Origin of the sequence: Pseudomonas sp. MWU12-2319 (assembly GCF_023242525.1) — a bacterium.
Taxonomy (GTDB): Bacteria; Pseudomonadota; Gammaproteobacteria; order Pseudomonadales; family Pseudomonadaceae; genus Aquipseudomonas; species Aquipseudomonas gingeri_D.
On record NZ_JALJES010000009.1, the window covers coordinates 209,842 to 235,359 of the forward strand.

At 59.0% G+C, this 25,518-nt stretch carries 20 protein-coding genes and 1 pseudogene; 8 read left to right on the forward strand and 13 right to left on the reverse strand.

The features are described from left to right. Positions 1-38 precede the first annotated feature (38 nt). Positions 39-824, forward strand: coding sequence for an SDR family oxidoreductase (locus M5C01_RS16670; protein WP_152740323.1), 786 nt, complete (start codon positions 39-41; stop codon positions 822-824). Between the two features lie 207 nt (positions 825-1,031). On the opposite strand, the gene M5C01_RS16675 is transcribed toward M5C01_RS16670, so the two are convergent. Then, the gene (locus M5C01_RS16675) at positions 1,032-1,649 is read right to left on the reverse strand and encodes a TetR/AcrR family transcriptional regulator (RefSeq protein ID WP_152740322.1); all 618 of its coding nucleotides are present in this window, start codon (positions 1,647-1,649) and stop codon (positions 1,032-1,034) included. A 453-nt stretch (positions 1,650-2,102) separates the two neighbouring features. On the opposite strand from M5C01_RS16675, the gene M5C01_RS16680 reads away from it, so the two are divergent. The 7 genes from M5C01_RS16680 to M5C01_RS16710 all read left to right on the forward strand — a co-directional run bounded on the left by M5C01_RS16680 (position 2,103) and on the right by M5C01_RS16710 (position 8,843). Then, a complete protein-coding gene (locus M5C01_RS16680) occupies positions 2,103-2,852 on the forward strand; it encodes a response regulator (protein ID WP_152740418.1) in 750 nt (249 codons plus the stop codon). Continuing rightward, positions 2,849-3,910, forward strand: a complete 1,062-nt coding sequence (locus M5C01_RS16685) for an ATP-binding protein (RefSeq protein WP_103497303.1) — start codon at positions 2,849-2,851, stop codon at positions 3,908-3,910. Before M5C01_RS16680 ends, M5C01_RS16685 begins: the two co-directional genes overlap by 4 nt. Positions 3,911-4,365: 455 nt before the next feature. Then, the gene (locus M5C01_RS16690; protein WP_248764353.1) at positions 4,366-5,715 is read left to right on the forward strand and encodes a TolC family protein; all 1,350 of its coding nucleotides are present in this window, start codon (positions 4,366-4,368) and stop codon (positions 5,713-5,715) included. Next, positions 5,715-6,845, forward strand: a complete 1,131-nt coding sequence (locus M5C01_RS16695; protein WP_152740321.1) for an ABC transporter permease — start codon at positions 5,715-5,717, stop codon at positions 6,843-6,845. Before M5C01_RS16690 ends, M5C01_RS16695 begins: the two co-directional genes overlap by 1 nt. 8 nt (positions 6,846-6,853) lie before the next feature. Then, positions 6,854-7,606 (forward strand): ABC transporter ATP-binding protein, encoded by a 753-nt coding sequence (locus M5C01_RS16700; RefSeq protein WP_152740320.1) that lies wholly within the window; start codon positions 6,854-6,856, stop codon positions 7,604-7,606. Continuing rightward, positions 7,603-8,508, forward strand: coding sequence for a biotin/lipoyl-binding protein (locus tag M5C01_RS16705; RefSeq protein ID WP_152740319.1), 906 nt, complete (start codon positions 7,603-7,605; stop codon positions 8,506-8,508). Before M5C01_RS16700 ends, M5C01_RS16705 begins: the two co-directional genes overlap by 4 nt. 38 nt (positions 8,509-8,546) lie before the next feature. Beyond that, the gene (locus tag M5C01_RS16710) at positions 8,547-8,843 is read left to right on the forward strand and encodes a hypothetical protein (protein ID WP_178129905.1); all 297 of its coding nucleotides are present in this window, start codon (positions 8,547-8,549) and stop codon (positions 8,841-8,843) included. A 113-nt stretch (positions 8,844-8,956) separates the two neighbouring features. Here M5C01_RS16710 and M5C01_RS16715 read toward each other — a convergent pair whose 3' ends face one another. The 12 genes and pseudogenes from M5C01_RS16715 to M5C01_RS16770 all read right to left on the reverse strand — a co-directional run bounded on the left by M5C01_RS16715 (position 8,957) and on the right by M5C01_RS16770 (position 25,510). Further along, positions 8,957-9,712 (reverse strand): hypothetical protein, encoded by a 756-nt coding sequence (locus tag M5C01_RS16715; RefSeq protein WP_152740317.1) that lies wholly within the window; start codon positions 9,710-9,712, stop codon positions 8,957-8,959. Next, positions 9,712-11,970 carry a hypothetical protein gene (locus M5C01_RS16720; protein ID WP_152740316.1) on the reverse strand — a complete coding sequence of 753 codons (2,259 nt, stop codon included), beginning with the start codon at positions 11,968-11,970 and terminating at the stop codon, positions 9,712-9,714. The genes M5C01_RS16715 and M5C01_RS16720 overlap by 1 nt, the downstream gene beginning before the upstream one ends. 36 nt (positions 11,971-12,006) lie before the next feature. Then, entirely contained in the window at positions 12,007-13,077 is a 1,071-nt protein-coding gene (locus M5C01_RS16725; protein ID WP_152740315.1) for a hypothetical protein, read from the reverse strand. 162 nt (positions 13,078-13,239) lie between these two features. Then, a pseudogene (locus M5C01_RS16730) lies at positions 13,240-13,392 on the reverse strand (Arm DNA-binding domain-containing protein); the annotation flags it as partial. Positions 13,393-13,769: 377 nt separating this feature from the next. Beyond that, positions 13,770-14,477 (reverse strand): response regulator, encoded by a 708-nt coding sequence (locus tag M5C01_RS16735; RefSeq protein ID WP_248764354.1) that lies wholly within the window; start codon positions 14,475-14,477, stop codon positions 13,770-13,772. Next, positions 14,410-17,580, reverse strand: a complete 3,171-nt coding sequence (locus tag M5C01_RS16740) for a response regulator (protein ID WP_178129907.1) — start codon at positions 17,578-17,580, stop codon at positions 14,410-14,412. Before M5C01_RS16740 ends, M5C01_RS16735 begins: the two co-directional genes overlap by 68 nt. Beyond that, entirely contained in the window at positions 17,577-21,518 is a 3,942-nt protein-coding gene (locus M5C01_RS16745; protein ID WP_152740314.1) for a type VI secretion protein IcmF/TssM N-terminal domain-containing protein, read from the reverse strand. Before M5C01_RS16745 ends, M5C01_RS16740 begins: the two co-directional genes overlap by 4 nt. After that, entirely contained in the window at positions 21,518-22,186 is a 669-nt protein-coding gene (locus M5C01_RS16750) for a DotU family type IV/VI secretion system protein (RefSeq protein ID WP_152740313.1), read from the reverse strand. Before M5C01_RS16750 ends, M5C01_RS16745 begins: the two co-directional genes overlap by 1 nt. Then, the gene (tssK, locus tag M5C01_RS16755) at positions 22,183-23,565 is read right to left on the reverse strand and encodes a type VI secretion system baseplate subunit TssK (protein ID WP_152740312.1); all 1,383 of its coding nucleotides are present in this window, start codon (positions 23,563-23,565) and stop codon (positions 22,183-22,185) included. The genes M5C01_RS16750 and tssK overlap by 4 nt, the downstream gene beginning before the upstream one ends. Before the next feature lie 63 nt (positions 23,566-23,628). Then, positions 23,629-24,246, reverse strand: a complete 618-nt coding sequence (gene tssJ, locus M5C01_RS16760; protein ID WP_152740311.1) for a type VI secretion system lipoprotein TssJ — start codon at positions 24,244-24,246, stop codon at positions 23,629-23,631. 195 nt (positions 24,247-24,441) lie between these two features. Then, positions 24,442-24,849 carry a DUF4150 domain-containing protein gene (locus tag M5C01_RS16765; protein WP_152740310.1) on the reverse strand — a complete coding sequence of 136 codons (408 nt, stop codon included), beginning with the start codon at positions 24,847-24,849 and terminating at the stop codon, positions 24,442-24,444. Between the two features lie 13 nt (positions 24,850-24,862). Further along, positions 24,863-25,510 (reverse strand): DUF3540 domain-containing protein, encoded by a 648-nt coding sequence (locus M5C01_RS16770; protein ID WP_152740309.1) that lies wholly within the window; start codon positions 25,508-25,510, stop codon positions 24,863-24,865. Between the last annotated feature and the right edge of the window lie 8 nt (positions 25,511-25,518).

The window sequence follows — 25,518 nt, forward strand, 5'->3', positions numbered from 1 at the left end:
CCCCTCCTCTATTGGCTCAACAACCCGAGATCAGCGATATGAAACCAAACGAACATTCCTGGGTACTCATCACAGGCGCTTCAAGCGGATTTGGCGAGGAGTTTGCCCGACAATATGCCGCGCAGGGGAAATCGCTTGTCCTGGTAGCACGCAGGCTGGATAAGCTCGAAGCGTTATCAGCGCAGTTGCGCCAGCGTTTCGCCATCGATGTGATCGTCGAGCAAGTAGACCTGTCGTCGATCCCCGCGGTCATCGAACTGCATCAGCGGCTGAGCGAGCGCAAAATAGTGGTCGATGTGCTCATCAACAATGCGGGACATGGATTGCAAGGGCCTTTTCTGGATCAGCCCCTGGATCGTTCCCTGGCCATGATTGATCTGGATATCGCCAGTCTGACGGCCCTGACTCACGTCTTCGCGCTAGACATGCGAGCCCGCAAGCGTGGACACATCCTGATGGTCGCCAGCCTGCTGTCTTTTCAAGGCGTGAAGAATTTTGCCGTTTACTCTGCCGCTAAAGCTTACGTGCTGCGCTTCTCTGATGCGTTGCATCGTGAACTCAAAAGCGACGGCGTCATCGTGACGGCACTCTGTCCGGGGATGTCGGATACCGGGTTTGCACAAAGCGCCAGGCAAACGATTACGCCAGCCTTGAAAATGGTCATGATGCAGCCACAACCCGTGGTCCGCGCAGGCATTCGGGCACTGCAAGCCGGGCGATTGAGTGTCGTGCCGGGCTTTGGCAACAAGGCTATGACCGTCCTGATCTGGGCCACGCCGCGTCGGTTTCACCAAGGTCTCATGGCACGCATCATGGGCGCCTGAAAGGCACATAAAACCCAAAGACCTGACCTGGAGAAAAACGAAGGCCTGCGGCGACTCCGAATCATGGTGATCGCTCAAGAACGGAAGCGCCATACTTATTCATGTGACTATCTATTTAAATAGTCACAATCCAGGCAAATGAACACCTTTCATTGAGGGGGGGGAATGCGTCGTTACATTGGAATGATATGAGTCCTCAGCCGAAGCTCAGGGCATGAGGCTACGCAAGATGAGGTTGGAGGTGAGCGTGGGGGCGTCCTCGATGAGATCGAGGTTGTACTGCAACAGCAACGGATTGACGAAAGGCCGTAGTGCCAGATGTATCGCATCTACCGTCTCGTCCAGTGGCGTTCTGCGCTCGAACTCACCGAGTTCTCGCCCCTCCCGTACGATTTGCAATACAAAGCTTTTGATTTGTGCGTCATAGACCTCCGAGCTTGGCCAGTGCTCCGAGGCAGAAAACGCGGCAATGTCGTAGAGCTTTCGGTCATTGAAGAACAAGTCCGCGCCCGTGGCCACCAGGGTTTTGACCAAACGTCTAAAGCGCTCCGTTGGCGAAATACCATCGACATTGATGGCCTTCTCCACGGCGGCAACGATTTGCGTCAGACAATTTTTGCAAATGGCTTCGCCGATCGCCTGCTTGGAATCAAAAAACTTGTAGATGTAAGCCTTGGAGAACCCGATGGCCTTGGCCAGGTCGGACACAGTGGTCTTGCCGTAACCATATTGACTGAAATGTTCGTTGGCCGCCGCGACAATCTGGTCTCGGATCTCATGGTCCACTGGACCACGGACGCTGGGTGCTGGTATTAGCTGGTTCATGCAAACAGCTTACTCACCTCAAAGGCGGCTGACAACCAGTGACCGAATTGTAATATCGTCACGAAAAAATCATTCTGAGGATATGACTGCGTCTACGCAATCTACTGGATGCCTTCAACCCCAGTTACGAGCCGCTTCTGATCGATACTCGTTATTTTGACAGCGATGAGCCGCTGCCACGATGGGGAAAACCAAAATAAATATTTCGGCTCTCCATCATTCCTCCACAGAACCTCCCATATCTCTCCACCCTTCTTATAGACAATTCAACCCAATGGAGCGCGCTCTGTCGGCGGTTATGAAGCCCCTTCGACTCCTCCACATCGGTATGCGAAGGCCAAAATCGGCAAGACATAGCTTCTGTGATCCAAGATTCGATCTTTGATCATGGACAAGATAGATAACCGTGGGAATATGCACAAGAAAGCCCACAACACATTGACAGAGTACGACATGAGCGACTTCCCCGCGGCATCGACGCCCCGAATTGACAGTGCCAGAGAGTCCAAGGCGCTTGTACTGATCGCGGAAGACGAGCCTGAAATCGCGGATATTCTGACGGCCTATTTGAAACGCGCCGGCTTTCGAACGGCCCACGCCCTTGACGGTCGTCGCGCCCTTGAAATGCATCAGACACTCAAGCCGGATCTCATGCTGCTGGATGTGCTGATGCCGAATTTGGACGGCTGGATGGTGCTCGCCGAGGTTCGACACCGGGGCAACACTCCGGTGATCATGCTGACGGCACAGGACCAGGACATGGACAAACTGATGGGCCTGCGTATCGGTGCCGACGATTACATTGTCAAACCGTTCAACCCGGCCGAAGTAGTCGCACGGACCCAGGCGGTTTTGCGACGATCGAGCAATTATGGCTACAGCGCCTGTCGTAATGTGTTGCGCGTGGATGCATTTGAAATCGACATCGAAAGTCATGAAGTCGTGGTGTGCATCGGCGCTGAAAAATTCCCGCTTTCCTTGACGGTAACGGAGTTCAAGTTACTGGCTCAGTTGGCAAAATCGCCCAAGAGAGTATTCAGCCGGGCAGAATTGCTGGCCGCCTGTTCACCGGATAGTGAGAGCTTGGAGCGGACAGTCGACAGCCATCTCAGCAAGTTACGCAGAAAGATCGAAGACCTGGGACTACAGGGTGTGCCTGCGAGTATTCGAGGCGTTGGCTACCGATTCGGGAGTATCGAATGAGGATGCCTAATGGCTTGAGCCGGCAGATTGTTTTGTCCATGTCTGCCGTGGTGCTCTGCGTCATAGCCTTGGCCATAGTGGGCTCCTATGTTTTTTATGCGTTGCTATGGACGCTCTGGCCTCCTACCAGTGCGGAGCTGGACGAGTGGTTACCGACAAAGATCGAGTGGGCATGGATGATATTGACCACCGGTGTCAGTTTGGGCGTGGGGGCCATCGCGGCGATAAAGTTATCTCGGCGAATTTTAATGCCCCTGAACTCCGTGGCCGGTAGTCTTCGAAAGTTGGCCGATGGCGACCTTGATGCTCGAGCGGTGGCCGGCGACCAGTCGCTGGGAGAAGCCGCCTTATTAGTGGACGATTTTAATAGCATGGCTAAACGATTGAAGCGCATGGCAGAAGAACAGGCTTTTTGGAATGCGGCGATTGCACACGAACTACGCACTCCCCTGACCATCTTGCGTGGACGTTTACAGGGCTTGGCTGAAGGCGTATTCGAACCGGACACCTCGCAGTTCTATAGTTTGCTGACTCAAGTCGAAGGATTGACCCGATTGATCGAAGATCTTCGGGTTGTTGGTTTGGCGGACGGCGGACACCTCGAACTTACCCTGCAGGAATCGGATCTGGCCACTGAGATCGAGGCCGATGCGCAGTTATTCGAGCCCACTCTGCAGTCTGCTGGATTTGCTCTACAACTGGATCTGCAAAGACGGCCTTTGCGCTGTGACCCGGCGAGGATTCGGCAAGCGTTATTGGCACTCTTGGATAATATTCGACGGCATGCCACACCGGGAAATGTCATCGTGCAGCTTAGTAGCAAAAATGAAATCAATTACCTGAGAGTCAAAGATGAAGGCCCTGGCATTGATGAAAAACTCGCCAAGCATATTTTTGAAGCGTTCCAGCGCGGTGAAAACTCTCGGTCCAGGGCCCAGGGTGGAAGCGGGTTAGGTCTGGCTGTCGTGCGAGCCATCGCCCTTGCCCATGGAGGAACCATTATCTGTCGCAGCGTGGCAAACAGGGGAACACTGTTCGAACTCAGCTGGCCAGCCTAATCAAAAAAGTGATCACCGTGCGCATCGCTGTATTGAGACGCTTTAGGAAAAAGCAATACCGACACTTTTCCTTACTCGCTTCGCGTGGACACCGCCTTGTTTTCAATAGCTGCGGTTTAATATAAAAAAGGGCCACCGGACAAACGTCAACGACGTGAAATTTACTTGAATGAATCCCCTCACATCGCTTTGATAATTTAAATATTTTCAGATCGCGAGAAACGGACACTGTACGACCTCGGCATTTCACTCACCAGGACCACGGATGCATATTTTTACGGATTGATTACCGCCCCATTGACTGGCGTATTGATCAGTGCCGGAACAACCATATCCAGTCAACACGATCACACCTTCCGAAACAGCAACATCTGCACATGTAGGTGACTACGATTAAACATCTTATCAGACCGGAGTCCTATCGAACTCTGTGTACTCTATCGCTGGTGGTGTCGGTGTTGGCCGGCTGTTCGGTCGCCCCATTGCCGGCGTTGAAAGCCCCGCCCCCCTACAGTTGGCGCAACATGCCGTCCGATGCTTTGCCACTGCAACCAGACTTTAATCAATGGTGGCACGCCTTCAATGACCCAAAGCTGGATGCTCTGGTCGATCAGGCGCTGCGCAACAACCTGAACGTGGCTCAAGCAACGGAACGCCTGCGTGCAACACGGGGACTGAGCCAGCATGCCCAGTCGCCTTTCCGGCCCACGCTGGGCATAAAGACCCGAGATTCCGTCAGCCCCGATACCAGCACTTCGTACTTCCTGATCGGTTTCGATGCATTGTGGGAGCTTCCATTGTTTGGTGCAAAACAGAGTGCCAATCGCCTCGCCCAGGGAAACCAGGCGCTGGTAGAAGCCGACTTGCGCACCATCCAGGTGTCGTTGGTCGCAGAGGTCACTCGGTGTTGGATCGAGCTGCGGTCTGCGCAACAAATGGAACGTACCCTGGCAACAGTCCGCGACATTCAGCGTGAAAAACTAAAGCTGGTACTCGTTCGCGAGCATTTAAAATTGGCGCCACTCTCGGACGTTGATGGCGCCCGGGCCGAACTGGCGCAGGCCGAGATGGCTCTGGCCAAGCCGCGCCAGTTGATAAGCCGCAACGCGCAACAGTTAGCATTACTGTCGGGCCAGACTGGCCCGGAACCTCTTTGGCTGCAACCAGGGCTGCAACCCAAGCTTGGCCAATGGCAACTCAGCAGCGTACCGACAGACCTGCTGCGTACGCGCCCTGAAATTGCCAGCGCCGAAGCCGAGGTCATTATCGCAGCCGGAGAGCTGGGCATGAGCCAGGCTGATATTTATCCGCACATCAACTTCGGCACATCACTGCAGTGGTCGCTGAACATTGCCAGCAATCGCAAGCGGACTCCCTCCGGCAACAGCATCTTCTCGGTCGGGCCGGGGATCAGTATCCCATTGTTCGACTGGGGCCTGCGTGTGGCCAATGCGCGAGCCAAGGACCATCAAATGCAAGCCGCGGTACTGGCTTATCGGCAATCGGTATTGCAGGGCGTCGCCGAAGCCGAAATCGCCATGAGCGACTTGGAGCAACTGCGTTTGCGCGAGCAATCATCCCGCCAGGCCTATGCCGCCACGCAGGCGCGCCTGGATGCATTGCAACAGCGGTCCCGAGCGGGACTGCTGAGCAACCTGGATTTGGCAAGTGCCCAGGTGGAAAAACTGCGCGCCCAACAACGGACCGACAGGGCCAGTACCGAGCGCAATATCGCCTATGTAGCGCTGTACAAGGCGCTCGGCGGCGCGCCGTTGCCGGTAGCCCCCCTGAAGGATGCTGACTGATGGTTGCACTCGCCCGTCAAACCTTGATCCATGAGTGGCGCCACTTCCTACCCGCGATGATTGCCGTGGGCTTCGCCGGTTTGCTGCAATTGCTCCAGGCCGCCCTGGTACTGGGGATCTTCGGTAGTGCCAGCGTGTACATCACCGGCTCTAGAGCCGATCTCTGGGTGGGTTATCCCGGCACCCAAAGCGTCAACCTGGGAAGGCCGATCGATTCAGATGTGGAGATGCGGTTGCGGATGGATCCCGATGTACTCAGGGTGGAGCCGTTCCGCTGGGTGGACGCCGATTGGCGTGGCACACGTGATACAGGAGGCGTCTCGGTATTTGTCTCCGGCATCGAGGCCGGGCCGCAAGGCTTGATGTTTGAACGCGTACTGCCGGCTACGCTGCGTGCACGTCTGAACGAGCCCGGTGCCGTGATCGTCGACCGGGCCGACCTGGGTAACCTGGGGGTTAACCTCGGAGACGCAGCCACCATCAACGGTCGTCGGGTACGCGTAGTGGGTATCACTAGCGGGTTGCGGGCACTGGGCGGGGTAAACGTCGTGGCGTCACTGGCCACGGCCCAGCAACTCGATCCCTCCGCCGCCGTCGACCGAATCACCTACCTCGTGGCCAAGGTGCGCGACCCAAGCCAGGCAGATACCGTTGCCAATCGCCTTAACGGCGCGCCAGCGTTTGGCAACTACGCGGTGTGGACAGCAAAACAATTCGCTTACCGCTCGCAGATGTATTGGATGTTCGATACCGGGGCCGGAGCCGGCGTATTGTTTCTGGCGGCGATTGTGTTCCTGGTGGGCGCGGTGATTACCAGCCAGACCCTGGTGGCCGCGGTCATTGGTTCAATCCGCGAATACGCGACCTTGAACGCCCTTGGCGTCGGCGTGAATGCTCTGCGCAAAGTGGTGATGGAGCAGGCGCTCTGGGTCGGGGCGCTGGGACTGCTGGGCAGCAGCATCCTGGCTGGCGCGCTCTTCGCGCTTGCGGGGCACTTCAACGTGCCAGTGGAACTTTCACCTGTTGCGGCCGGGACTTGCCTGCTCTTGAGCTTGGCCCTGGCGCTGGTCTCCGGCCTGGCCGCCATCCGCTCCTTACGCCACGCCGACCCGGCGAGTCTTTTGAGATAACACAGTCCATGAAAAACCAGATATCGGTAACCCCCTTCACGCTTCAGGCCAAGGGTATCAGTAAGTCGTTTGCGTCAGGGCGGGTCGCCACCAGCGTGCTGCATGAACTCACCCTGTCAGTACGGCCGGGCGAGCTGACATTGATCTCGGGGCCCTCTGGTTGCGGGAAAAGCACCCTGCTGGCCATTCTCAGCGGCTTGCAGCGTCCCGATCAAGGCCGGGTCATGGCGTTGGGACAAGATCTGGCAGGGCTCGACGCACGGGCACTGGAGCGCTTTCGCCTCCATCACACGGGCTTTGTATTCCAAGGTTTCAATCTGTTTCCGGCCCTGAGTGCATTGCAACAGGTCGAACTGCCTCTGAGCTATCTCGGACTCCCACCAAAGGAAGTGCAAAGGCGCGCCATTGAGGCACTAGAAGAAGTCGGACTGGGACGGCGCATGAGGTTGCGTCCGGCCGAGCTGTCCGGCGGCGAAAAGCAGCGTGTAGCCATCGCTCGCGCCGTAGCCAAAACGCCCGAATTGTTGTTCGCCGACGAACCAACCAGCGCCCTGGACTCCGCCAACGGCCAAATCGTGATCGACATATTGCACCGCATTGCCCGTGTACGCGGTACGACCGTGCTGTGTGTCAGCCACGACCCGCGCCTGGTCAGCCATACGGACCGTGTCTTGACCATAGAAGACGGCCTCATCTTGAGCGATCACTCCCCTTCCCTTCGACCGGCCAACGTTACCGGCCCCCAGGAACACTCTTTATGAACTCGCATTCACTTGGCCCATGGCTGGTTCTGACTAGCGCACTTTTCTTTTTGACCGGCTGCCCGCGGGACGAAGCACCGCCGAAGGCGGCGGTCTTGAACCCCACCTATCTGGCTGTTGCCCGTGGACGTATTGATGTGGAAGGAGGATTGCTCAAACTGGGCGTCACCCGCGACGGTGTGGTTGTCGATATCAAGGTCAAAGAAGGCGACCACGTCAAGAGAGGTCAGTTGCTGGCCTCATTGGACAGCGAACTCTCACGCCTGGCCGTGCACACGGCACAGGCCGAGCAACAGCGAGTAAAGGATCAAAACAGGCAATTGGAAAGACGCTTCAAGTTTGCCGACGAGAAAGCCAAACGCCTGATGGCGGCTGCAACTGCGGGCGCTGGTGACATCCAGAGCGCCGATGACGCCCGGGAGGCTGCCGAGCAGTTGCGCGACGACATTGAAAAGAACCATGGCGAAGCTGAAATGGCAGCAAGAAAACTCACCACCGCGAACTATGAACTAGCGCAACGCAGCCTTTATGCACCGTTCGAAGCCGAGGTGGTCCGGCGCCTGATCCAGCCTGGCGCTACAGTCTCTCCACAATCGGGACCGTCCTTCATATTGCTACCAAATGAAGCACGCATCGTGCGCGCCGAGCTGAATGAATCCTTTACCGGTGTTGTGACCCCAGGGATGAAGGCCTACGTGTCGAATGACAGCGACAACGGTTTACCGCCCCTTTCCGCCCATGTAGTACGCATCAGCGCGGTATTGGGTAACAGCACACTCGAAGACGACCCATTGGTACGAGCCAATATGCGCATGGTTGAATGCATATTGGCACTCGACCAGCCCCCTCCGACGTCGCTGCGCGTGGGGCAACGAATGCTTGTGCGGTTCGGAGCACAATAGCCCTCCGAGAAACTCCATCGTCATCGGAACGAAAAGAGTTGGAACGGAAACTTGGATCTCTTCGGTTCAACGTGCGCCGTCTACAGCTTGAGTACGACCTGTTGATGAAGGCGAATGAACTCATAATAAAGATGGCAGCTATAGCTATCAACTTCATCGGCACCGACACCTTCACCTACACCGTCAGCGAAGGAAAACTGAGTACCACGGCGACCGTGATCCTGAATGTCTTCAAGGACCGTAACTGTGCAACCAGCTTGATGATATCGTCTGGCGCACAAGACTTCATCAGTTCGTCGAAGTCTTCGGCTGTGATGGCTCAATCAGCGGCCTAGATTGTCTCTTTGAGAGCTCTGGTAAGTGCGTCCATTCCTGTGCCCCTGAGTAAGCCTCAGAAGCAGGAATGAAAAATCCGCTTCTGAAGCGGGGTTCGGCATATTACAACGTTTTATTCGCTGCCAAACCACTCACCGTCATCACATCCGGTAAAGCTGACAGCACTGTCGAACACAGCGCCCGAGCCAACCAACTGGCTCGGGCCTGCCATTGATGACAGGTACAACACTGCATGGGTGCCAGAGGAACCCCGGGGGTAGTCGATCAGATAATCCGGACGCCCGTCACCATCCAGGTCTCCAGACCAACGCAAGTAACCAGTCGCCACCAGGCACGCGGTCATGTCGTCGAGCATCTGCCGTTGTTTCGGCTCGCGAAGTTGCAGCGGGATCTGCCGATGCTCGATATCCAGCAACGGCATCAGCGTCACCGTGCGATCGGCCAGCGGCACGCTGACCGACTTGGTCGCAAGATCTGCGACCCCATCCACAGGCCCCTCTGTGGCGGTATAGGTCAGCACCGGTCCGGGCGTGAGCCAGGGGAAACGGGCATTGCGGCGCAACCATACTTCGACGCCCGTGGTGCCTTCGGGACCCGCGTTGGCGAAGTGCAAGCGATGCAAGGTCATGTTCATGCTGTCGCGAGTGCTCGGCTCTTCGCCGCCAACCGCCACAGTCGCGGGCAGCAGTCGGCAACCGCTCGGGTCACAGTGCAACGACAGCCAGTCGTTTCCCGACACGATTTCATCCGAGGTAGTCATATCGTTACCCACCACCATCGTCAATTGCCCGAAGGAGGTGGCGTCATCCAGCGCCAGCGCGGCGTTACACGTCAGCAGGCTGCTCAGCAGTAAAAGCGTGAGTTTCATCATATGTCTCGGGCCAACACAAATCTGTGCCCATTGGGTAGCGTTACCACCTGATACTCGGGACCGTAGGTGTCCATATCGAGCACGGTGCTCCATGTCGAGGTCACCAGGTCAAACCATTCGAGAATGTAATGCCCGTCGTTCTTTGCGCCCTTTTCGATCAGCCACTCTTTCCTCAGCAGGTCGTCGCTCATATTTAAATAAACTCGGTCCTCCTTGGCGACTGGTAGGCCGGTACGTGCAGGGCTGGTCCAATGCGCGCCGTCAGCTGTCGACAGGCGCATGGAGGGCGATAAACCAGCCTCGGGGCCAAGTGGCTCCTGGGCAAAGCGGGCGACCCGACCGTCCGCTAGAATGAAGGTCGTGACATTCTCATAGGCATCGGGGGCCGATTCGATCCACCGCTGATTCCGCGAGTCGAATATCGCGTAAGTCATGGCGCTGTCGAAATCCCCCAGGTATTGCACCTCGTCCTTGGAATCCGGCTGATCGGAATCAGGCTTCAGCAAGGTCATGCCGACTGGTTGGATCTCACCTGCGGCAAAGACCACTCGCCCATCATCAAGCTGGCGAATCTGCATGGGGTTTTTCTCGGTCGGTTTGCGCAAGTGCCGGAAAGCAGGCCACGCCGTGCGCTTCAGCGTCGCTGGAGCCTGGCTGGTGTCCAGACTGACTTCATGAATCTCGCCCGCCTCGTTGACCTCCAGCAGATTGCCATTGGCCAGGCTGGTGACGGCGCTGATATACGATGGTGGCGTTCCGACTACCCGTTGCCATTGCGCGGGGCCGATCGCGTTGTCTGGCGGTAGCCACTCCATGGCCGGTTCCGTCGGCGGCGCACGGCCATTATCCCGCTCGCCGCCATACACCAGTACGCCACCATTGAAACGCAACGCCGTCGCTCGATAGTGCGGCCCCAACATGGGCTGGACCGTGACCATGCGCCCCGACGTGTCAATGGTATCAGCGGCGTTAAGCCCGGAACCGCTGATCACCATCGCGGGCAGGGTCGCCGTCGAAGGCAGGAACGTCACGCTCTGGCGCCCCAGCGACAGGAGTTGCGGCGCCACCGCAACGACGGCCGGATGAGCCGAGGTTGACTGACGCAACGCTATCGGAGCAAGCCTCTTGGGGCCGCTGTAGGCATCGTTATCTTCGGCGCGTGACTCAACCCAACCATATAGGCGACCGGCGGCCTGAAAGGGGAAGACGTTGCACGGGCCATTGCAGGTCGCCAGCAACTGCCAGGTATCACTGGCCGGGTCATAAGAGACGATATTGCCGCTGGAGCCGCCGATCATCATCACCTGGCCGTCGCTGCCGGGCAGGTCGATGGCCGTGTGTTTTGCATTGGCGGACGGCATGGGCGCAACCGGTTCAAAGCGGTTGGTCGCCGGGTTTAGCCTCTCGGCAGTCTGCGAAGGCCCTTTCCCCCATCCCGCCTTGCGCGTGTAGCCACCCGAAACCAGCACACTGCCATCGGCCAGGGCCGTGGCGTTGAGTTCGGATCGACCTTCCAGCATCTTCGGGCCATCGCTCCATTGGCCAGTAGTCGCGTCGAACACATGGGTTTCGTCACGGCACACATTGCAGCCGCGATACTCCTCGTCACCACCCCCGAGAATCATCAGACGGTCGCCATACGCCGCCAGCCCATAGTCGTTTCGATAGGCGATTGGCAGGTCGGGTATCGACTGCACTTGCAAGGTGTTGTCTTGCAAACGGACAATCTCCGCGTGTAAATAATGATCGTTGTTTGCGCGCCAGACGTGCGCCAGCGAGGTCGCTGAAAGCACCACCGTGCGTGAACGATAAACCAGGCGGGGCCACTGCTTGTCGTCCAACCTCAACACCTTGCCATCGTTGCCAATGAAACCGAACCAGCCGGCCTTGCGTCCGCCACAGTCAATGGCCCAGAACCCGACGATCCCGGTGGCCAGTCGCGCCTGCCAATAGAGCGAATCATTTTCGTGACCATCGATGACTATCGGTCGCTGCACCAACTCGCCCGTCACCGGGTTCCAACTGTCCCAAGTCATCGGGTTGACCGGGCATTTTTCACCTGTGGAAGATTTGTAGGAGTCATGCCCAATCCACTCGAGTACACCGGCAGCATTGGGCGTGAAGCTGCCGGATTCGTTGATCGTGACGGCTGGTAAAGGCGCAAAAGGCAATGCGGGCGTAACACTCTCGACCCCGAGGGCAATGGCAGGACCGACGAAACACAGCAGCACACAAGCTGACAGCGCCCTAAACATGGGACTTCCTTATTGGGGTGAAATGGCCTGGCGAAATTAATGCAGAACGACGGGAACCGGCTCGGCCCCACCCCGGCTCCAGCCGCCGGACAGGCTGCCATCGGCAGCGACGGTCAAATCAAACTTCTCGGACGACTGGTTTTCGTGGGAGAACAACAACACGATGTGCCCCGCTCCCAGTCGCGAGAGCGTCAAGGGAATGTGTTCCTTGTAGCGGTCATAGAAATAAAATGGCCCGCCATCACCAAACACCATCAGGCTGATCGGCAACTTGCCAGCCATCGTGCCCACGTACAAGCCTTCGTGGATCCCCGACGCGGCGCGCAAACCACACTGCGTGCCATGAGCGATCAACAGGCAGTGACCATAGGGCGTCAGGTCATGATCCAGCGCGGCAAACGTTTCGCTGTGAGGTAAATCCATAAGGTCATCCAGCGCCTGGACGACATGGGGAAAGTCACAGCCTTGCAGCGCCGTCAGCTTGCCGTCGGCGAGATAAAACTCGTTGCGGCGGATCTGGCCACTGACCATTTTTGCACGACATTCACGGTAGAGACTGCGCTGGGTTTCGGCGTCTTCGTGGCCATCCTGATCACCTTCCGAGAAACGCTTGTTCGGCACTTTCACGAAGGCATCAATGGCCGCCAGACGCTCGCGGAGCATGCGTTTGTCGAAGCGCGCCATACCGGACGGTGTCAGCAGGTCCGCCAGCTCGATCCGGTCGCCACTCTGCAAATCAAACACCACCGGCTGATTGTTGTAGCTGGGGTGGGCCCCCATATACTCGCTACGCAACTCAAGCGACAAATACTGCGGAGTTTGCCCCAGAACGGCATAGCCCAACCCGGTTGTGCCTGTCTCCGGGTCCTGATTTTCAAAGGGCGAGGTTTTATACGCGCCGTCAATCAAGCCCAACTGGGTATATTGCAACGAGTTATTGATACGCCGTGCGACATTCGCCGGAGAACCCACGATCAGTGGTGTGGCGAATTCTTCTGCTTTTTTTGCATCGATCGTGGACTTGAGCTGCTCCACTTTAAGGGCTGAATACCCCTGGCAAGACCAGAAAACACTTAACAGCGCAATCAGAGCGAATGCTCCACGCATGATTTACCACTCCCTGGAGTTGTGCGGCGCAGTCTATCAAGACTCCCTCTGTTCAGTTGCGCAGAATTGCCCTTATTTTATGGGCTGTGGCAAAATCTTGAAGGCCCGCCAGCGAGTAAATACGACCGCGAAGACACTGCTCAACTCAGCTTCATAATCAAGCTGCTTACGTTGGTGCAGATGTGGATCGTTCCCCTTGACGACCAGTGATCGTGCTTCCTTACGCAGCTCGCGAGCATCCTTCAAAGAGATTTCCGGGTAGGTCCCCAAAGACATTCTCTTGGTCTACCCTCACCACTGGAACCTGAAATGCCAAAGCGGTCCCGTTTGAATAAGCGAGTGCGGGCGAATTACTCGTTCATGTGCTTCAGGATTACTCATGGAGCGATAGAGCACTCTGATGCAGCGTCCTAGCAGCATTGCACGGTGAATATGAGCGAACAGCGGTTACCGGATTGATGTGGCATCGACCTGACTCAATTTTGGACTTGTTTTTGGGGCATATCAAAGTCATAAAGAGGAGTGATTAATAGAACGACCACCTAGCCCCACCTCCAAGCCATTTGCCGATCATTAATGGTGACTGTATGGCGGGGGTTGCTGACTCGCGTGATGCTGGAGTGTCGCCTGGTTAAGTCAAGGCGCTCATAGCGTCTACGACGCCCCTCGCCTAATCAAAGGGTGACCATCGATCATTGATCCTCTCCAAGCAATCCGAGCCGATAGGCCCACTGAGTCATATCAGCAGCGTTGTGTGCGTCCAGTTTCCTCATCAGGTTGAGCCGATGGGTCTCTACGGTTTTGAGGCCTATACACAGGATCTCGGCAACGTCTCGATTACGCGCGCCTTCGGCGACCAGCTTCAAGACCTGGCGTTCTCGTCCGGTCAGGCTGACACCGCTGGCCGCGTGCCCAGCGCCGCGTAGCGCCATGACTTGCGCGGCATCGAGACCGGAATCGATATAGATTCTCCCCTGGCGCACCTGGGCGATGGCCTGAAGCAGATCCTCCCGCCGGCTTCGTTTGAGCACATAACCAACCGCGCCGGCCTCCAATGCCAGCGCGGCGTTATGTTCGGAGACCGTGGAAGTCAGAGCGATGATGAGGATGGCGGGCCAGCGCCTGGCGATCAAGCTCAGGGCCGAGACGCCATCGAGCAACGGCATATTCAGGTCCATCAACACCAGGTCGGGCTGCAAGGCGCGGCACAGGGCAATGGCTTGCTGACCGTCTTCGGCCTCGCCAGCCACGGTCAGTTCCGGTACATCGGCGAGCAAAGCACACAAGCCCTCGCGAATCATTGCGTGATCATCCACCAGCAGCAAACGGCACTCAGGCATCATCGGGTTTTCCAGGTTGTCCAGAGGGGCCTGGCTGACGCGCAACCAGGGTCGAACCATGCATTTGCAGCTGTAACAGCGCCGCGACCATCGTGGTGACATCCGATTCAGTCGCAGCCCGTTCCATCAACGCTGCCGACGCCTCCAGCGCCGCCTCACCGAATTGCCCGGCGCTCCCCTTGAGGCTATGGGCGATACGCGCGGACTCGGCATGATCGACCTGCGCGACGGCTTCCTCGAGCCGAACCAGCAAGGCCTGGCAGTCCGCGATGAACAAACGCTGCAGACGAGGTGCTCGGAGCGGGTCCTGTTCGTGGAGTGGCACCAGGGTTGCCATGGGCGCTGTCGGATGCGGCACTGCGGGCTCTACGCTGCGCAATTCCATCCCCCGTGCCTGCTGCCGTGCGATCACTTGCGAGATCGCATCGAATAGTTGCGTCGGTAAGACCGGCTTGGCGAGATAGTCATTGGCGCCGGCTTCGATGAACCGTTCACGGTCACCGCTCATGGCATTGGCGGTCAAAGCGATGACGTAAACATCCTCATCCAGAACTGAGCACTGCCCCGAACGCAACTGACGAACAGCCTCCATGCCATCCATTCGCGGCATTTGTCCGTCCATCAATACCGCATCGAAAACCTTCCGGCCCAGTATCTCCAGCGCTTCGACGCCGTCGCGGGCATGGATGACGCGATGACCGAAACGCTCCAGGAACAACTGTGTAATCTCCCGATTGGTAGCTATGTCATCGACCACCAAGACGTCCAGGCTGAAGTCATGTCGCTCCAGACTGCGCAACGGCGATGGCGTCTCGCTGAGCGTCGGCGTTGCGCCGCTCTGCACCTCGCACAAGGTTCGGTAGAAAGGCTGTCGACGCAGGGGCCTGACAACGCACGCGGCCAGACCATAGGCACGCAGCTCATCGGCAGACGGCAATGATTCCACCTGCGAAGCCATCAGCACGATGCGCGTGGTCGCCAGTGTCGGGGCGGCACGGCACAGGTCGGCGAACTCGATGCCATCGACCATCGGCAGGCGCCAATTGACCAATACCAAGTCGAACATGATCCCCAGCTGCGCCTGCTCGCGCATCAGGTTCAAGGCTTCTTCGGCTGACGCCGCGCCCTGGCACAGCATCTGCCACTGGCCGAGCATCTCCATCAACGCCCCACGTTCATCGGCGTGCTCATCGACCACCAGGGTTCGCAGCCCCCACAACCGTGGAGCATCGGCTGCACGCGCCGGGCATTGCGGCAAAGGCAAGGTCAGCGTGAAGGCAGACCCCACACCCGCTTGGCTTTGCAACTCGATTCCCCCGCCCATCAACCTGGCCAGGCGTTGGCTGATGGACAAGCCCAACCCGGTACCGCCGTAGTTTCGAGTGGTGGAGGCATCGGCCTGTAAAAATGCCTCGAACACCGAACACTGTGCCGACGGCGCGATGCCGATGCCTGTATCGATGACCTGAAACCCGAGCCGGTCGCCATCCGCCCGCCATACCAGCAAGCGAATCGAGCCACTGGCCGTGAACTTGACAGCGTTACTCAAGAGATTGAGCAGAATCTGCCGCAGTCGCCACGGATCGCCGCTCACGTGGCCCGGTACATTGGTGGCAATGTGGCAGATCATGCGCACGCCCTTCTCCGCCGCACGCGTCGCCAGCAGTTCGGTGACATCTTCCAGCACTTCGGTCAGATCGAACTCCACCTGCTCGATATTCACGTTGCCCGATTCGATTTTGGAGAAGTCCAGGATGTCGCTGATCAACGCCAGCAAGGCTTCGGAGTTCTCGCGGATGGCCGTGACAAAATGCTGTTGTTGAGGCGTGAGCGGCGTATCCGCCAGCAAATGATTCATGCCGATGACAGCGTTCATCGGGGTACGGATTTCATGGCTCATATTGGCCAGGAACTGCCCCTTGAGTTGGTTGGCCTGGTTGGCGATATCCCGGGCGCCCTGCAGTTCCTGAGTGCGCACCGCCACCAGGTTCTCCAGCCCGGCCTGTTGGGCCTGCAACGCATCGAGCAAACGGTTGTAAGCCCTGGCGAAGCGGCCCAACTCATCCGCGCGCGCCTGTGGCAAACGCCGGGACAGGTCGTCGCCACGGGCGGTCTCTTCGATTTCCCGCGCAAACCGTGCCAGCGGCCGCGCCAACTCGCGATGCAATACCCAAAGTAAACCAAGGGCCAACAGGATAAAGCCGACAATAGCAAAGGGGACCTCGGCGAGAATCAGCCCCAACGCGCCTGCGCGCAGCTGTGCTTGCGGATACAGCGTCAACAGATACCAATCCGGTTGCCCCAGGTGAGCGACGACCATCGGCGTGTCGGCGTCGAAGCGACCGATCTGCGGGAAGCCGGCCGCAGCAGGCAAATCCGCGATCAATTGCTTGAGCCTGTCGCGGGAAACCGCCTCCAGCGTATTGCCGGAAAGATCGGCAATGCGCTGGCCTTGTGCATCCAGCAACAGAGTGGGATAGCCCTTGAGCAACTGCCCGATACGGGCCAAACGCTCATCCAGCTTCAATTCATAGCCGGTCATGAACAAGGGTTTGCCCGAGGCATCCCGGGCGACCACCGCAACGCTGATCAACTGGCGGCCCAGCGACGGCTCGTAATAGGGTCCGTCCCAGACAACCTGGCGTCCATCTGCCGACAACCCGTCGAACAACGCGCGCAAATGAGTCGCTCGGGCCTGGGCGAAGCCCGAAGGAATATCGACTTGCGTGGAGAACGCCGCCCCAGCGTCGGGAAAATAGAAAAACGTATCGACTGTCATCGCCTGGCCGGCCGTACCGAAGGCTTCGGCGGCGGAGGCGGCGCGGGACAACCGTTCCGTGGCCGAGGCGTCTTGTACGGACGGATTGAGCACCCAGTCCATGGTGCTGCGTTGGAAAATATTGCCACCAAACTCGTTTGCCGCGCCGCTGTTCCAGCGCGTCATCAGTCGTCTGGCGCCCTCCTCGGCGTCGCGAAAATCGTCGTTGTCCACACTGGAGAGCAAAGCCAGGCGCTGGCTGAGATCCTCCAGCGCCTTGCCTTGCAGTTGTTCATACGTACGCCAGGCGCTGAGCCCGGCGGCCACGCACCAACTCAACGCCAGCACCAGCGCCAGGACACCGGTAATGCGTAGCGCCAGTGACGCGCGCCAGCCCTTCGTCACAGGTCGACCTTACCGGCAGCTGCGCTGTCGAGTGTGGCGGCCACGCCCATTTTGCCCACGATGTCACGAATCGCCCGTTGCGCGGCCGCGTCGTCACGCAACGCCACCACCAGCAACCGCGTCGCCTTGTCACCGGTTATCGACTGCGTGGCTTCGCGTCGGCTGGTCAAGCCCAAGATGCGCAATTGCGCTTCAAGGTTCTTCAAGCGCGTCTCGTTGTCATAGGTGCCAAGATCCAACCGCAGCCCTTCACCGGCCGACAACCCCGTCGCCACGGGCCGGGGCGTCCAGCACCAGGCAATCTGGGTCGGCGGTTGAATACTCGCGACCCCCTGCTCGGTGGGCGAACCGAGGGCGGCCAGACGGACACTGGTTGCGGCCGCCTGGGCATCCATGGCCGTCAACTGTTCGGCGATGCCGTTCAACTGTGCATCGATGACAACGGCCTGACGCTGCAATTGGTCGGCCTGGCTGTACTTGTCCATCAAGACCTGTTCGCCCTCCTGGCGGTAGGTCAGTTGAATGCCGATAAGATTCTCGCTGCCCATCAAGTTGCGCTGGCTCGGAAAATCATCGACGCCAAAGGTGTGTTGCCCGCCATTGAACAACCGCAGGAAGTCCACGAACGCGCGGTCCCCGGTCCAGTGCCGGGTCAACTTGAAGTTGGCGAAGCTGATCTCCAGGGTGACATCGGCACAGGCCCCCGGTGCCCAGACAAAGCTGGCACTGGTGGGAAAGTTGAAGTTATCCAACACCGTCGAGCGGCCACTGCATTGCAGTGTCAGGCGCGTTTGCTGAGGCAGCGAACGGGCGCCGAGGTTGACCTGTGAAGGCGCGGCGGACAACTCCACCACTGCCGCAGTGGCCTGCAGGATGGCAATGCTCTGCTTGAGCTCAGCCCGTTGCGCCACCAGGCCTTTCTGCTCGGCTTCCAGTGCCTGTCGGCTTTGATGCTCCGTGGCCTGCTGGGCCTGGCTCTGGCGCTCGGCACCGAGCAGATCGTTGCGCGCATGCTGCATACGACTGACATACGCATAAAACGCACCGGTCAGCGGAATTTGCACACCCAGCGCCTCCCGTCCGCTGTAGCGCTGCACATCGCGCTGCACGAAGGTTTTCACCGCCCCACTCATAAATGCCGGCAGTTGACCGCGCTCGCCGTACAGCAGCTCGTTGAGCATGACCGGGTCCTGCACGCCCTGGATCGAACTGAGCAACTGCCCGCTCCAATCACTTTGCAGGCGGCAGGCCGCCACTTCAGAGACATAGTGCGAGGAAAAGTCCAGCTGGCCGGTCGCCAGCGACCAGACCACATCTTCACGCGGATCAGGCCCCTTCAGCGCCTGGATCAATGCACTGCGCACGCTATCGGCTTCCCACAGCGGCGCGGACTTCACCGAAGGATCGGCGCCAAAGCCCCAAGTATCCATGGCCACCTGGAACGCTTGCGCATCGCTTTTTTGCAGATCGGCCACCACACCTTTCATCAACATCTGAAACCTGCCCAATGCACGGGCCTGGGCCAACTCGTCACGCAAGCCGTTGACGCCACTCTCGATCGAACCGCCATTGGCCATACCTTTGAGCACATCTCCTCCCAAGGCATTGGTGATTTTCAGACTGCCCAGCGCGCCGGCTTCGGCATGCAGGTCGTTGTTGCCGGCCAGTTCAAGCAAACGGTCGAGGGACACCGCACGATTCGCCCAAAGCGCCCGTTGCTCGATTGGGATCAGGGCAAACCGTTCGGCACTGCGATGCAGCAGCTTCAGGAACGGATCGTTGGGCGTACCGACCACACTCAGGGCCAATTGCCAGTCACTGCGCGTCTTCAAGCGTGTCTGCGCACTGAGCAGGCTGCCCTGGATAAACCGATACCAGGCATCCTGGGTATCGCTTTGATACTGATCGAGGAACTTCACCCGTTGCGTCTTCCATAACGCACTGTCACGGCTGGCGAGGCCGAGTTCATCCATGAACGCAAAAATCGCACTGTGCCCTTGCGACGTGTAGGCACCGGAAAGACTCAGGTCAGGGTTACCGCTATCGTTCCAGTATTCCGACAGCCGGATCGGCTGCAGATTACCCTGCAGTTCGGCCCAGGCTTTCAGCCACGTCAGGGGACGCCCTTCAAGCCCCATGCTTTCCAACTGGCCCAGCAAGGCCGCGCGCTGACTCTGCATCTGCGCCAGATCGGTTTGCCACTCCAGATAGGAGCGATAGCTGCTCCCCAGGGTGACCAACTGCCCGGCGCTGATCGCTTGCCTGGAGCCGTAGGTCAAGTTCAGGAAACCCACTTCGAAACCGGGCAACGGCAAGTCATCCATCGACTGATTATTCAGGCGGGCATCGAGCAGGTTGATCCGCCGCACGAGGAATTCGGCATACGCGGCAATCAGCCGTGGATCGCCGCTGTTCAGCGCGCCGCGCAGGTTTTGCGAAATGAAACCGTCGAAGACCGGCGTGCGTATTTCGCTGTCGAACAGCCTGACGTAGTCGGAGCGATAGTGCGCCTGGACTTGGTCGATATGGCGCGAGAACGGCAGCAAGCCATGCCATCCGCCCTGCTGCTGGGCAGACAGGCTGATCAACGCTTGGCGAAAGCGCCGCAATGCATCCAGATCGGTCTCCAACCCACCGTCGAAATCCTCGGCCGTCGGCGGTTCGTCGAGCGCTTCGGTGAGCACGGCCTGAGTGTGGTGGTCGGCATACACCAGCAAGGCGCCAAAGCCGACACACAGTCCCAACCAGCCAATCACGGCAGCATGGGCCAACAGCCTGCGCCAGCGATGCCAGCTATCGATGGGTTGATAGGCATGGCGTTGCGCGGGCAACAGCTGTCCCAACAGCTCATGACTGAACCAGCCTTCGCTTGTACCGTCTGCCTCTTGCCCTTGCGCCGTCACAAACAGCCCGCAGAGCAGCGGCAACTCGCTGTAGGGGTTGGCGTCAAACGCCGGCAACAGCAGATGTTCCATACGTGAACGTAAGTCGACGATGCGCTCCGGCAGACTGAAGGCATCTTGATCAGGCAGGCCGCGCACGCCCAACTCGATGCGCAAGTCGAACAGGCGCTGGCCAAGCCCGCTGAACATTTCCTCGAGAAACACCTGCGCCGCCCCCGTGCGCTGTCGGCTCAGCAGGCCAAACGGTTGCTCGCGTTGCGGCGGCGTGAGGGCCGAAGCCCATTGGCTGAAACCCGGCAAGGCTTCGGCACCGGTAATGATGAAATACACCGGCAAACGGGCGCCAAAGACTTTCACCAGGTCGTCAAGACGGCGGCGCAGATTGTGTCCTTGCTCGGCCAGGCTTGCATCGGAGTCGTTCAACAGGCGCTGGCAGTCAATCACCAGCAGGACACCGTTGAGGGGTTCGCGGCGTCGCGAACGCAGCAACCAGTACAGCAACCGCCGCCATTCGGGGCCCGCGTCGCTGTTGCCCTCGGCCATGCGCGCGGCGGGTTCGATGATCACTCCACGTTCAAGGAACCACCAATCCAGGGCCCCGGTCGAGGCCGCCGGCTTTCCACCGCGGGTCGAACGCAAGGCCGAGGTCAACCCGCTGTTGCCCAGCAACGTGCGGGTGCCGCTGCCACTTTCGCCCAGCATCAGGAACCAGGGCAGCACATACAGCGGTGAACCCAATCGACTCAGGCGCGACTGGCGCAACATCTGCACGCCGCTGTTCCAATCCTGATCGAGCGCCGGCGCTTCATCGCGGCGACGCTGGGGCAACTCGCTGTTCATCCGCCGACGCAAGCGCCAGGCATACCAGCGTCGGCCGATCCAACGCAGGCACAAAACCACCAACAGCGTAACGACGCAAATCACCGGCACGTACCACAATGGCCAGCTTTCGTAGAGCGCCAGGCCCCAGAGCAGCAGCACAATGCAGACCAACAGCAGCAACCCGAGCAACAACACCCCTGCTTTTTTCAACATCAGCGCATCTCCAGCAGTTGGCTGACTTGTCGACCCAGGGAGAGATCGAGACTGATGTAAAGCACGGTCAACACAATCAAGGGCACCCCAATCAGCAGCAGCAACGAAAGACCGGGCAAGCCCCGGCGCACCGCACGCAGACGTGTCGGCAAGTGGTCCTCGGGTTGTTCGAAGAGATGGCTGTCGGCATCCAGCGGTACCATCTGCCGATCGAGAATGATCCGCTCCAGGCAGAGCCGACGGTATTGCATCAGCTCACCCCCCGGACGGGTCGCGTAGCGCCCCTGGAAGCCGCCGAGCAAAGCCAGGCCGAAGACCTCGCGGGCACCGACCGCAGCTTCGGGCAACGCCTCCAGGCGCTGGAAGAACTCGACACCGGCACGGCTGGTGGAAAAGTAGTGACGCTGCAACGGTGCCCGCCGCCATTCTGCCGCCCCCGGCCATTCGCCGGACATCGCCGCCTCATCGATCCAGGCAACCACCGCGAACAACGCCTCACGGACTTCGGCCTCGGCAAAACGCAGTTCGCGAGCCCGATTGGCGGCGCCATCGAGCCGCACGATGAGTGCCGGCGCGAGCGTTTCATAGGACTGCTCCGGATCAACGAAGCCGCGCTTGGCAGCCTCGAAACTCGACATCCAGCAGTCGGCCAGGCGGGGATTGATCATGTGCGCACCACCACCAGGTCGATACTCAGGTCAGCCGGCGGCTGCGGCAGGAAAAACGCGGCCTGACGCTCCTGCTCCAGCGTTTCCCAGCCATCGCTCAGGGTTTCCACACGGAAGTACAACGCACCGGCCACCCGCGGCAGTCCCTGGGGCGGCACTTGCAAGTAGATCAACTCGACGCCGGGCAAGGCGCGGTTGACCAGGCCTTGCATGACACTGAGGGCTCCCAGCTTGCCATCCAACGGCAGGCTCTCGGCCAGCCACACCGGATCGCCCAGACTGCGCGCCACCAGGTAGTAACGATGCCGCGGGCCGAAAAACGCGTCCGGCAAGGGGGCCTGATAAAAACCTTCCTGTGGTTGCAGGTGAACCAGCAACTCCGAGCCGATGCTGATTTCATTCAGTTGCTGGCCGATCAAGGCCACCAGTGCAATCGTCGCTGCCCCTGCGTCTTCATGTTTGTAGGGCGGTACCAACTGACGGCCATCCGGGGTCTCGCCGAGCATGTCGCAGACATCGGAAAACAGACTCAACTCACCGACCAGTTGGCGCAGGGTGCCGTAAAGCTGCCACGGCGAAACCTGCGGTGTTTCCAACAAATGGGTGAGCAACGGGCCATAACGATTCAGTACCGCCAGGGCCATCAGATGATTGACCTGGGCCGCATCGAGATCGCCGCGCCGCGACTCGCCCGGCTGCTTGTACACCGACAATTGCCGCGCCCGCCCGACCAGTTCGTCACGGACTTCACGCAAGGTTTGCAGGAGCATCGGCGATGCCGCCAGATTGACCGACGGCGGCACGTAGCGCTGGGCCGGCCGGAGGCGATCACCGTCCAGCTCAAAACGCGCAATCGGCAGCAACTCATAGGCGCTCAAATGCTCCAGCTCATCGTCCCAGAACAGCCGCAATACATAGGACATCGGGCGCACCCGCGCTTCCGGGGAATCGCCGAGACGATCACCGATCACTTCCGGGTCGGCCGCCACGATAAAGCGTGCTTCAGCCCGGGAACCTGCAGACAGTGTCTCGAACACTTGCGCGTTGGCATCGCCTGGCAACAAGCGACGCAAGCCCACGAACAGCGTGCGGCCGCCACTGAACTCGCCGAGGTCAAGGGCGCGCGATTCCAGCATCGCATTGCCCGGATACTCGGCCAGCGTGCCTTCGGCGAAGCGCACCGATAATTGCTCCAGCAGGCATTGCTTGGCAACCAACGCGGGCTCGTTGATCTTCAGCGAGATCAGGCCCCACGGGTACGGATGGTTCAATTCCGTGGTACGGGTCAGACGATGCTCGATACGCGCATCGTTCTGTTGAAAATGCTGAGGCTGGAGGAACAAGCCCTGGTGCCAATACAACAACTGATCGATATTCATAGGGCTCGGTTTCAGGCAAAAATTTTAAAAAACGTGGTCGCTGCAACGCTCACCACAAGCAGGTCAGCCCTGTGCGCCCGGCAGGCGCACCTCGCCCTCTCGGGGCTGCACCGGTTTGGGCAACGCCAGGCGACTTTCCTTGCCACGCAACAGCGCATCGGGCCCGACAAGCAGGTCAATGGCGATGGGGCGTGGCGTGGCGGTCCAGGTCTTGCTGAAGAACCCCGTCGACGTCACGTCGACGCCGATCTGATAGAGCTTGACGCTGCGCGTCGGGTCCAGGTGCGCATAGCCGACGGCGACGCCGACCATCTTCGCGCCCTCGAGTCGCGGCAGGCTTAACGTGCGGGTCTGGCCTGGCTCGATAAACAGCCGCGTCAGCCCGATCATTCCGGTTGGCGCGCTGTTCATCAGCAACAAGCTGCTCAGTTGCTGGGAGCTGCCGGTGTAGGCGGAAAACGCACTGATCTGATCGAACTGCGTGACCACCACCAACAGGTTATGCGCCTGGCCGTCGTACTGATTGAGGTCGTTATCGGCGGTGAAGCTCAACTCGATGGCGTTTTCGGTGTAGTCCCATTTGAGCGCGGTGAGGGCCTTTTGCTCGGGGGTGAGGTCCTGGGAGCTGCAGGCGGTGAGCAGCAGACAGAGCGTGAGCAGTATCGCGAATACCTTAATCATTCGAGCACCCGTACGAGTATCGGCGTTTTGCACCTTCCGAAAGCAGTGAGACCGTTTTGCACGGCTGCATTTTTAAGCATCATCACACCTACCCTTAACCCAATTTATTCATTCGCCGTCGGGCGGCTTTAACTTCACCGCTTATAACCGGGATGTGGAGCGCTGCCTGCTTATTGCCTGGCACCGCTTCCTTGATCAGGACATGACCATGACCATGGTCTGGCTTGGAGCGCTGACCATACCCATGGTGTTGGGCGGGGTTCCGTTGTGAGCTGTCTGCGAGGTGAGCCGCACGGCGGGCATACCGCCCACCATGACCGTGGCGCTGCCATCAATAAAAGCCATCGAACCCATTATTTTTCCGCTCACCACGCCGCCCGCTGCGCCAGCCTGGTCGCCGTTGCTCAACAAAACCTTGCTCATGAGATTCATTGCAGGCAAACCACAGACCAAAACCATCATTACCAAGCCACCGGGATCAGCCATGGATGTATCAGCCGTATTGGGATAAGGCATTGGCACCGGTCCAGCAGGCGTAGGCGTTTTGCAGATATCAGGCACTGTCGAACTTGCGGTCGCGCCACCATTGTTGAGCATGTACATAGCTACTTCTCTCTTAGCCCAGTTTGATTCGTTCGCCGCTTACGGCAACGGTGACTTCGGCAAACAAATCCAGCGTCTCGCCGCGCAGGCTCCAGCCTTTGTCGACTCGCTGACGCAGCGACCCCGAGGTGAGCTCCTCATGGCCTTTGACTTCACGGCGGCTCTGACTGTAGTTCGCGGTATGTCGCACCGCTTTTTCGCAATGCCTGATTGCGCTGTCGTTGCGCTCGCTCCAGTAGTGATCAGAACGTTCTCCCGTGACGCTAAGCGTGGTGACGCCAACTTGAGCCTCAGCGAAATGCGCCACCGTCTGATCGGCACGCAATGCAAGCATGGTGCCCGCATCCACCGAAAGGCCGTCTCGGGCTTCAATGCTCAATGCGCCGCTGGGCAGGTTGAAATGCACGTCACCCTCTACACGCAGTTGAGCCGGTTGCGGTTGAGTACGCTCCAGAACGCTAAGGATGTAGCCGTCTTCCCCCGCCAGAGTAATTAGTACCGTATCGCCGACGGCAGGCTGAAGCAGGCACCCCATGGCCGGTTTCAACCAGTAGCGATGGCCTTGGGTGCTGACGACGCCGAAACGTTCGCCGCTGACCGCATTGATCTGCGCATGGCGCAATACGGCAGGAGTATCGATAAAGTTCAGGGCTTCTTGCATCGCTGGTT

What these genes read in the sequence shown, in the direction of transcription:
- M5C01_RS16745 (WP_152740314.1), bottom strand. Translation starts at nt 21,518, where the DNA reads ATGTTGAAAAAAGCAGGGGTGTTGTTGCTCGGGTTGCTGCTGTTGGTC.
- tssK (WP_152740312.1), bottom strand. Translation starts at nt 23,565, where the DNA reads ATGAATATCGATCAGTTGTTGTATTGGCACCAGGGCTTGTTCCTCCAG.
- M5C01_RS16720 (WP_152740316.1), bottom strand. Translation starts at nt 11,970, where the DNA reads ATGTTTAGGGCGCTGTCAGCTTGTGTGCTGCTGTGTTTCGTCGGTCCT.
- M5C01_RS16765 (WP_152740310.1), bottom strand. Translation starts at nt 24,849, where the DNA reads ATGTACATGCTCAACAATGGTGGCGCGACCGCAAGTTCGACAGTGCCT.
- M5C01_RS16770 (WP_152740309.1), bottom strand. Translation starts at nt 25,510, where the DNA reads ATGCAAGAAGCCCTGAACTTTATCGATACTCCTGCCGTATTGCGCCAT.
- M5C01_RS16680 (WP_152740418.1), top strand. Translation starts at nt 2,103, where the DNA reads ATGAGCGACTTCCCCGCGGCATCGACGCCCCGAATTGACAGTGCCAGA.
- M5C01_RS16715 (WP_152740317.1), bottom strand. Translation starts at nt 9,712, where the DNA reads ATGAAACTCACGCTTTTACTGCTGAGCAGCCTGCTGACGTGTAACGCC.
- M5C01_RS16725 (WP_152740315.1), bottom strand. Translation starts at nt 13,077, where the DNA reads ATGCGTGGAGCATTCGCTCTGATTGCGCTGTTAAGTGTTTTCTGGTCT.
- M5C01_RS16695 (WP_152740321.1), top strand. Translation starts at nt 5,715, where the DNA reads ATGGTTGCACTCGCCCGTCAAACCTTGATCCATGAGTGGCGCCACTTC.
- M5C01_RS16685 (WP_103497303.1), top strand. Translation starts at nt 2,849, where the DNA reads ATGAGGATGCCTAATGGCTTGAGCCGGCAGATTGTTTTGTCCATGTCT.
- M5C01_RS16750 (WP_152740313.1), bottom strand. Translation starts at nt 22,186, where the DNA reads ATGATCAATCCCCGCCTGGCCGACTGCTGGATGTCGAGTTTCGAGGCT.
- M5C01_RS16705 (WP_152740319.1), top strand. Translation starts at nt 7,603, where the DNA reads ATGAACTCGCATTCACTTGGCCCATGGCTGGTTCTGACTAGCGCACTT.
- M5C01_RS16735 (WP_248764354.1), bottom strand. Translation starts at nt 14,477, where the DNA reads ATGGTTCGACCCTGGTTGCGCGTCAGCCAGGCCCCTCTGGACAACCTG.
- tssJ (WP_152740311.1), bottom strand. Translation starts at nt 24,246, where the DNA reads ATGATTAAGGTATTCGCGATACTGCTCACGCTCTGTCTGCTGCTCACC.
- M5C01_RS16700 (WP_152740320.1), top strand. Translation starts at nt 6,854, where the DNA reads ATGAAAAACCAGATATCGGTAACCCCCTTCACGCTTCAGGCCAAGGGT.
- M5C01_RS16670 (WP_152740323.1), top strand. Translation starts at nt 39, where the DNA reads ATGAAACCAAACGAACATTCCTGGGTACTCATCACAGGCGCTTCAAGC.
- M5C01_RS16675 (WP_152740322.1), bottom strand. Translation starts at nt 1,649, where the DNA reads ATGAACCAGCTAATACCAGCACCCAGCGTCCGTGGTCCAGTGGACCAT.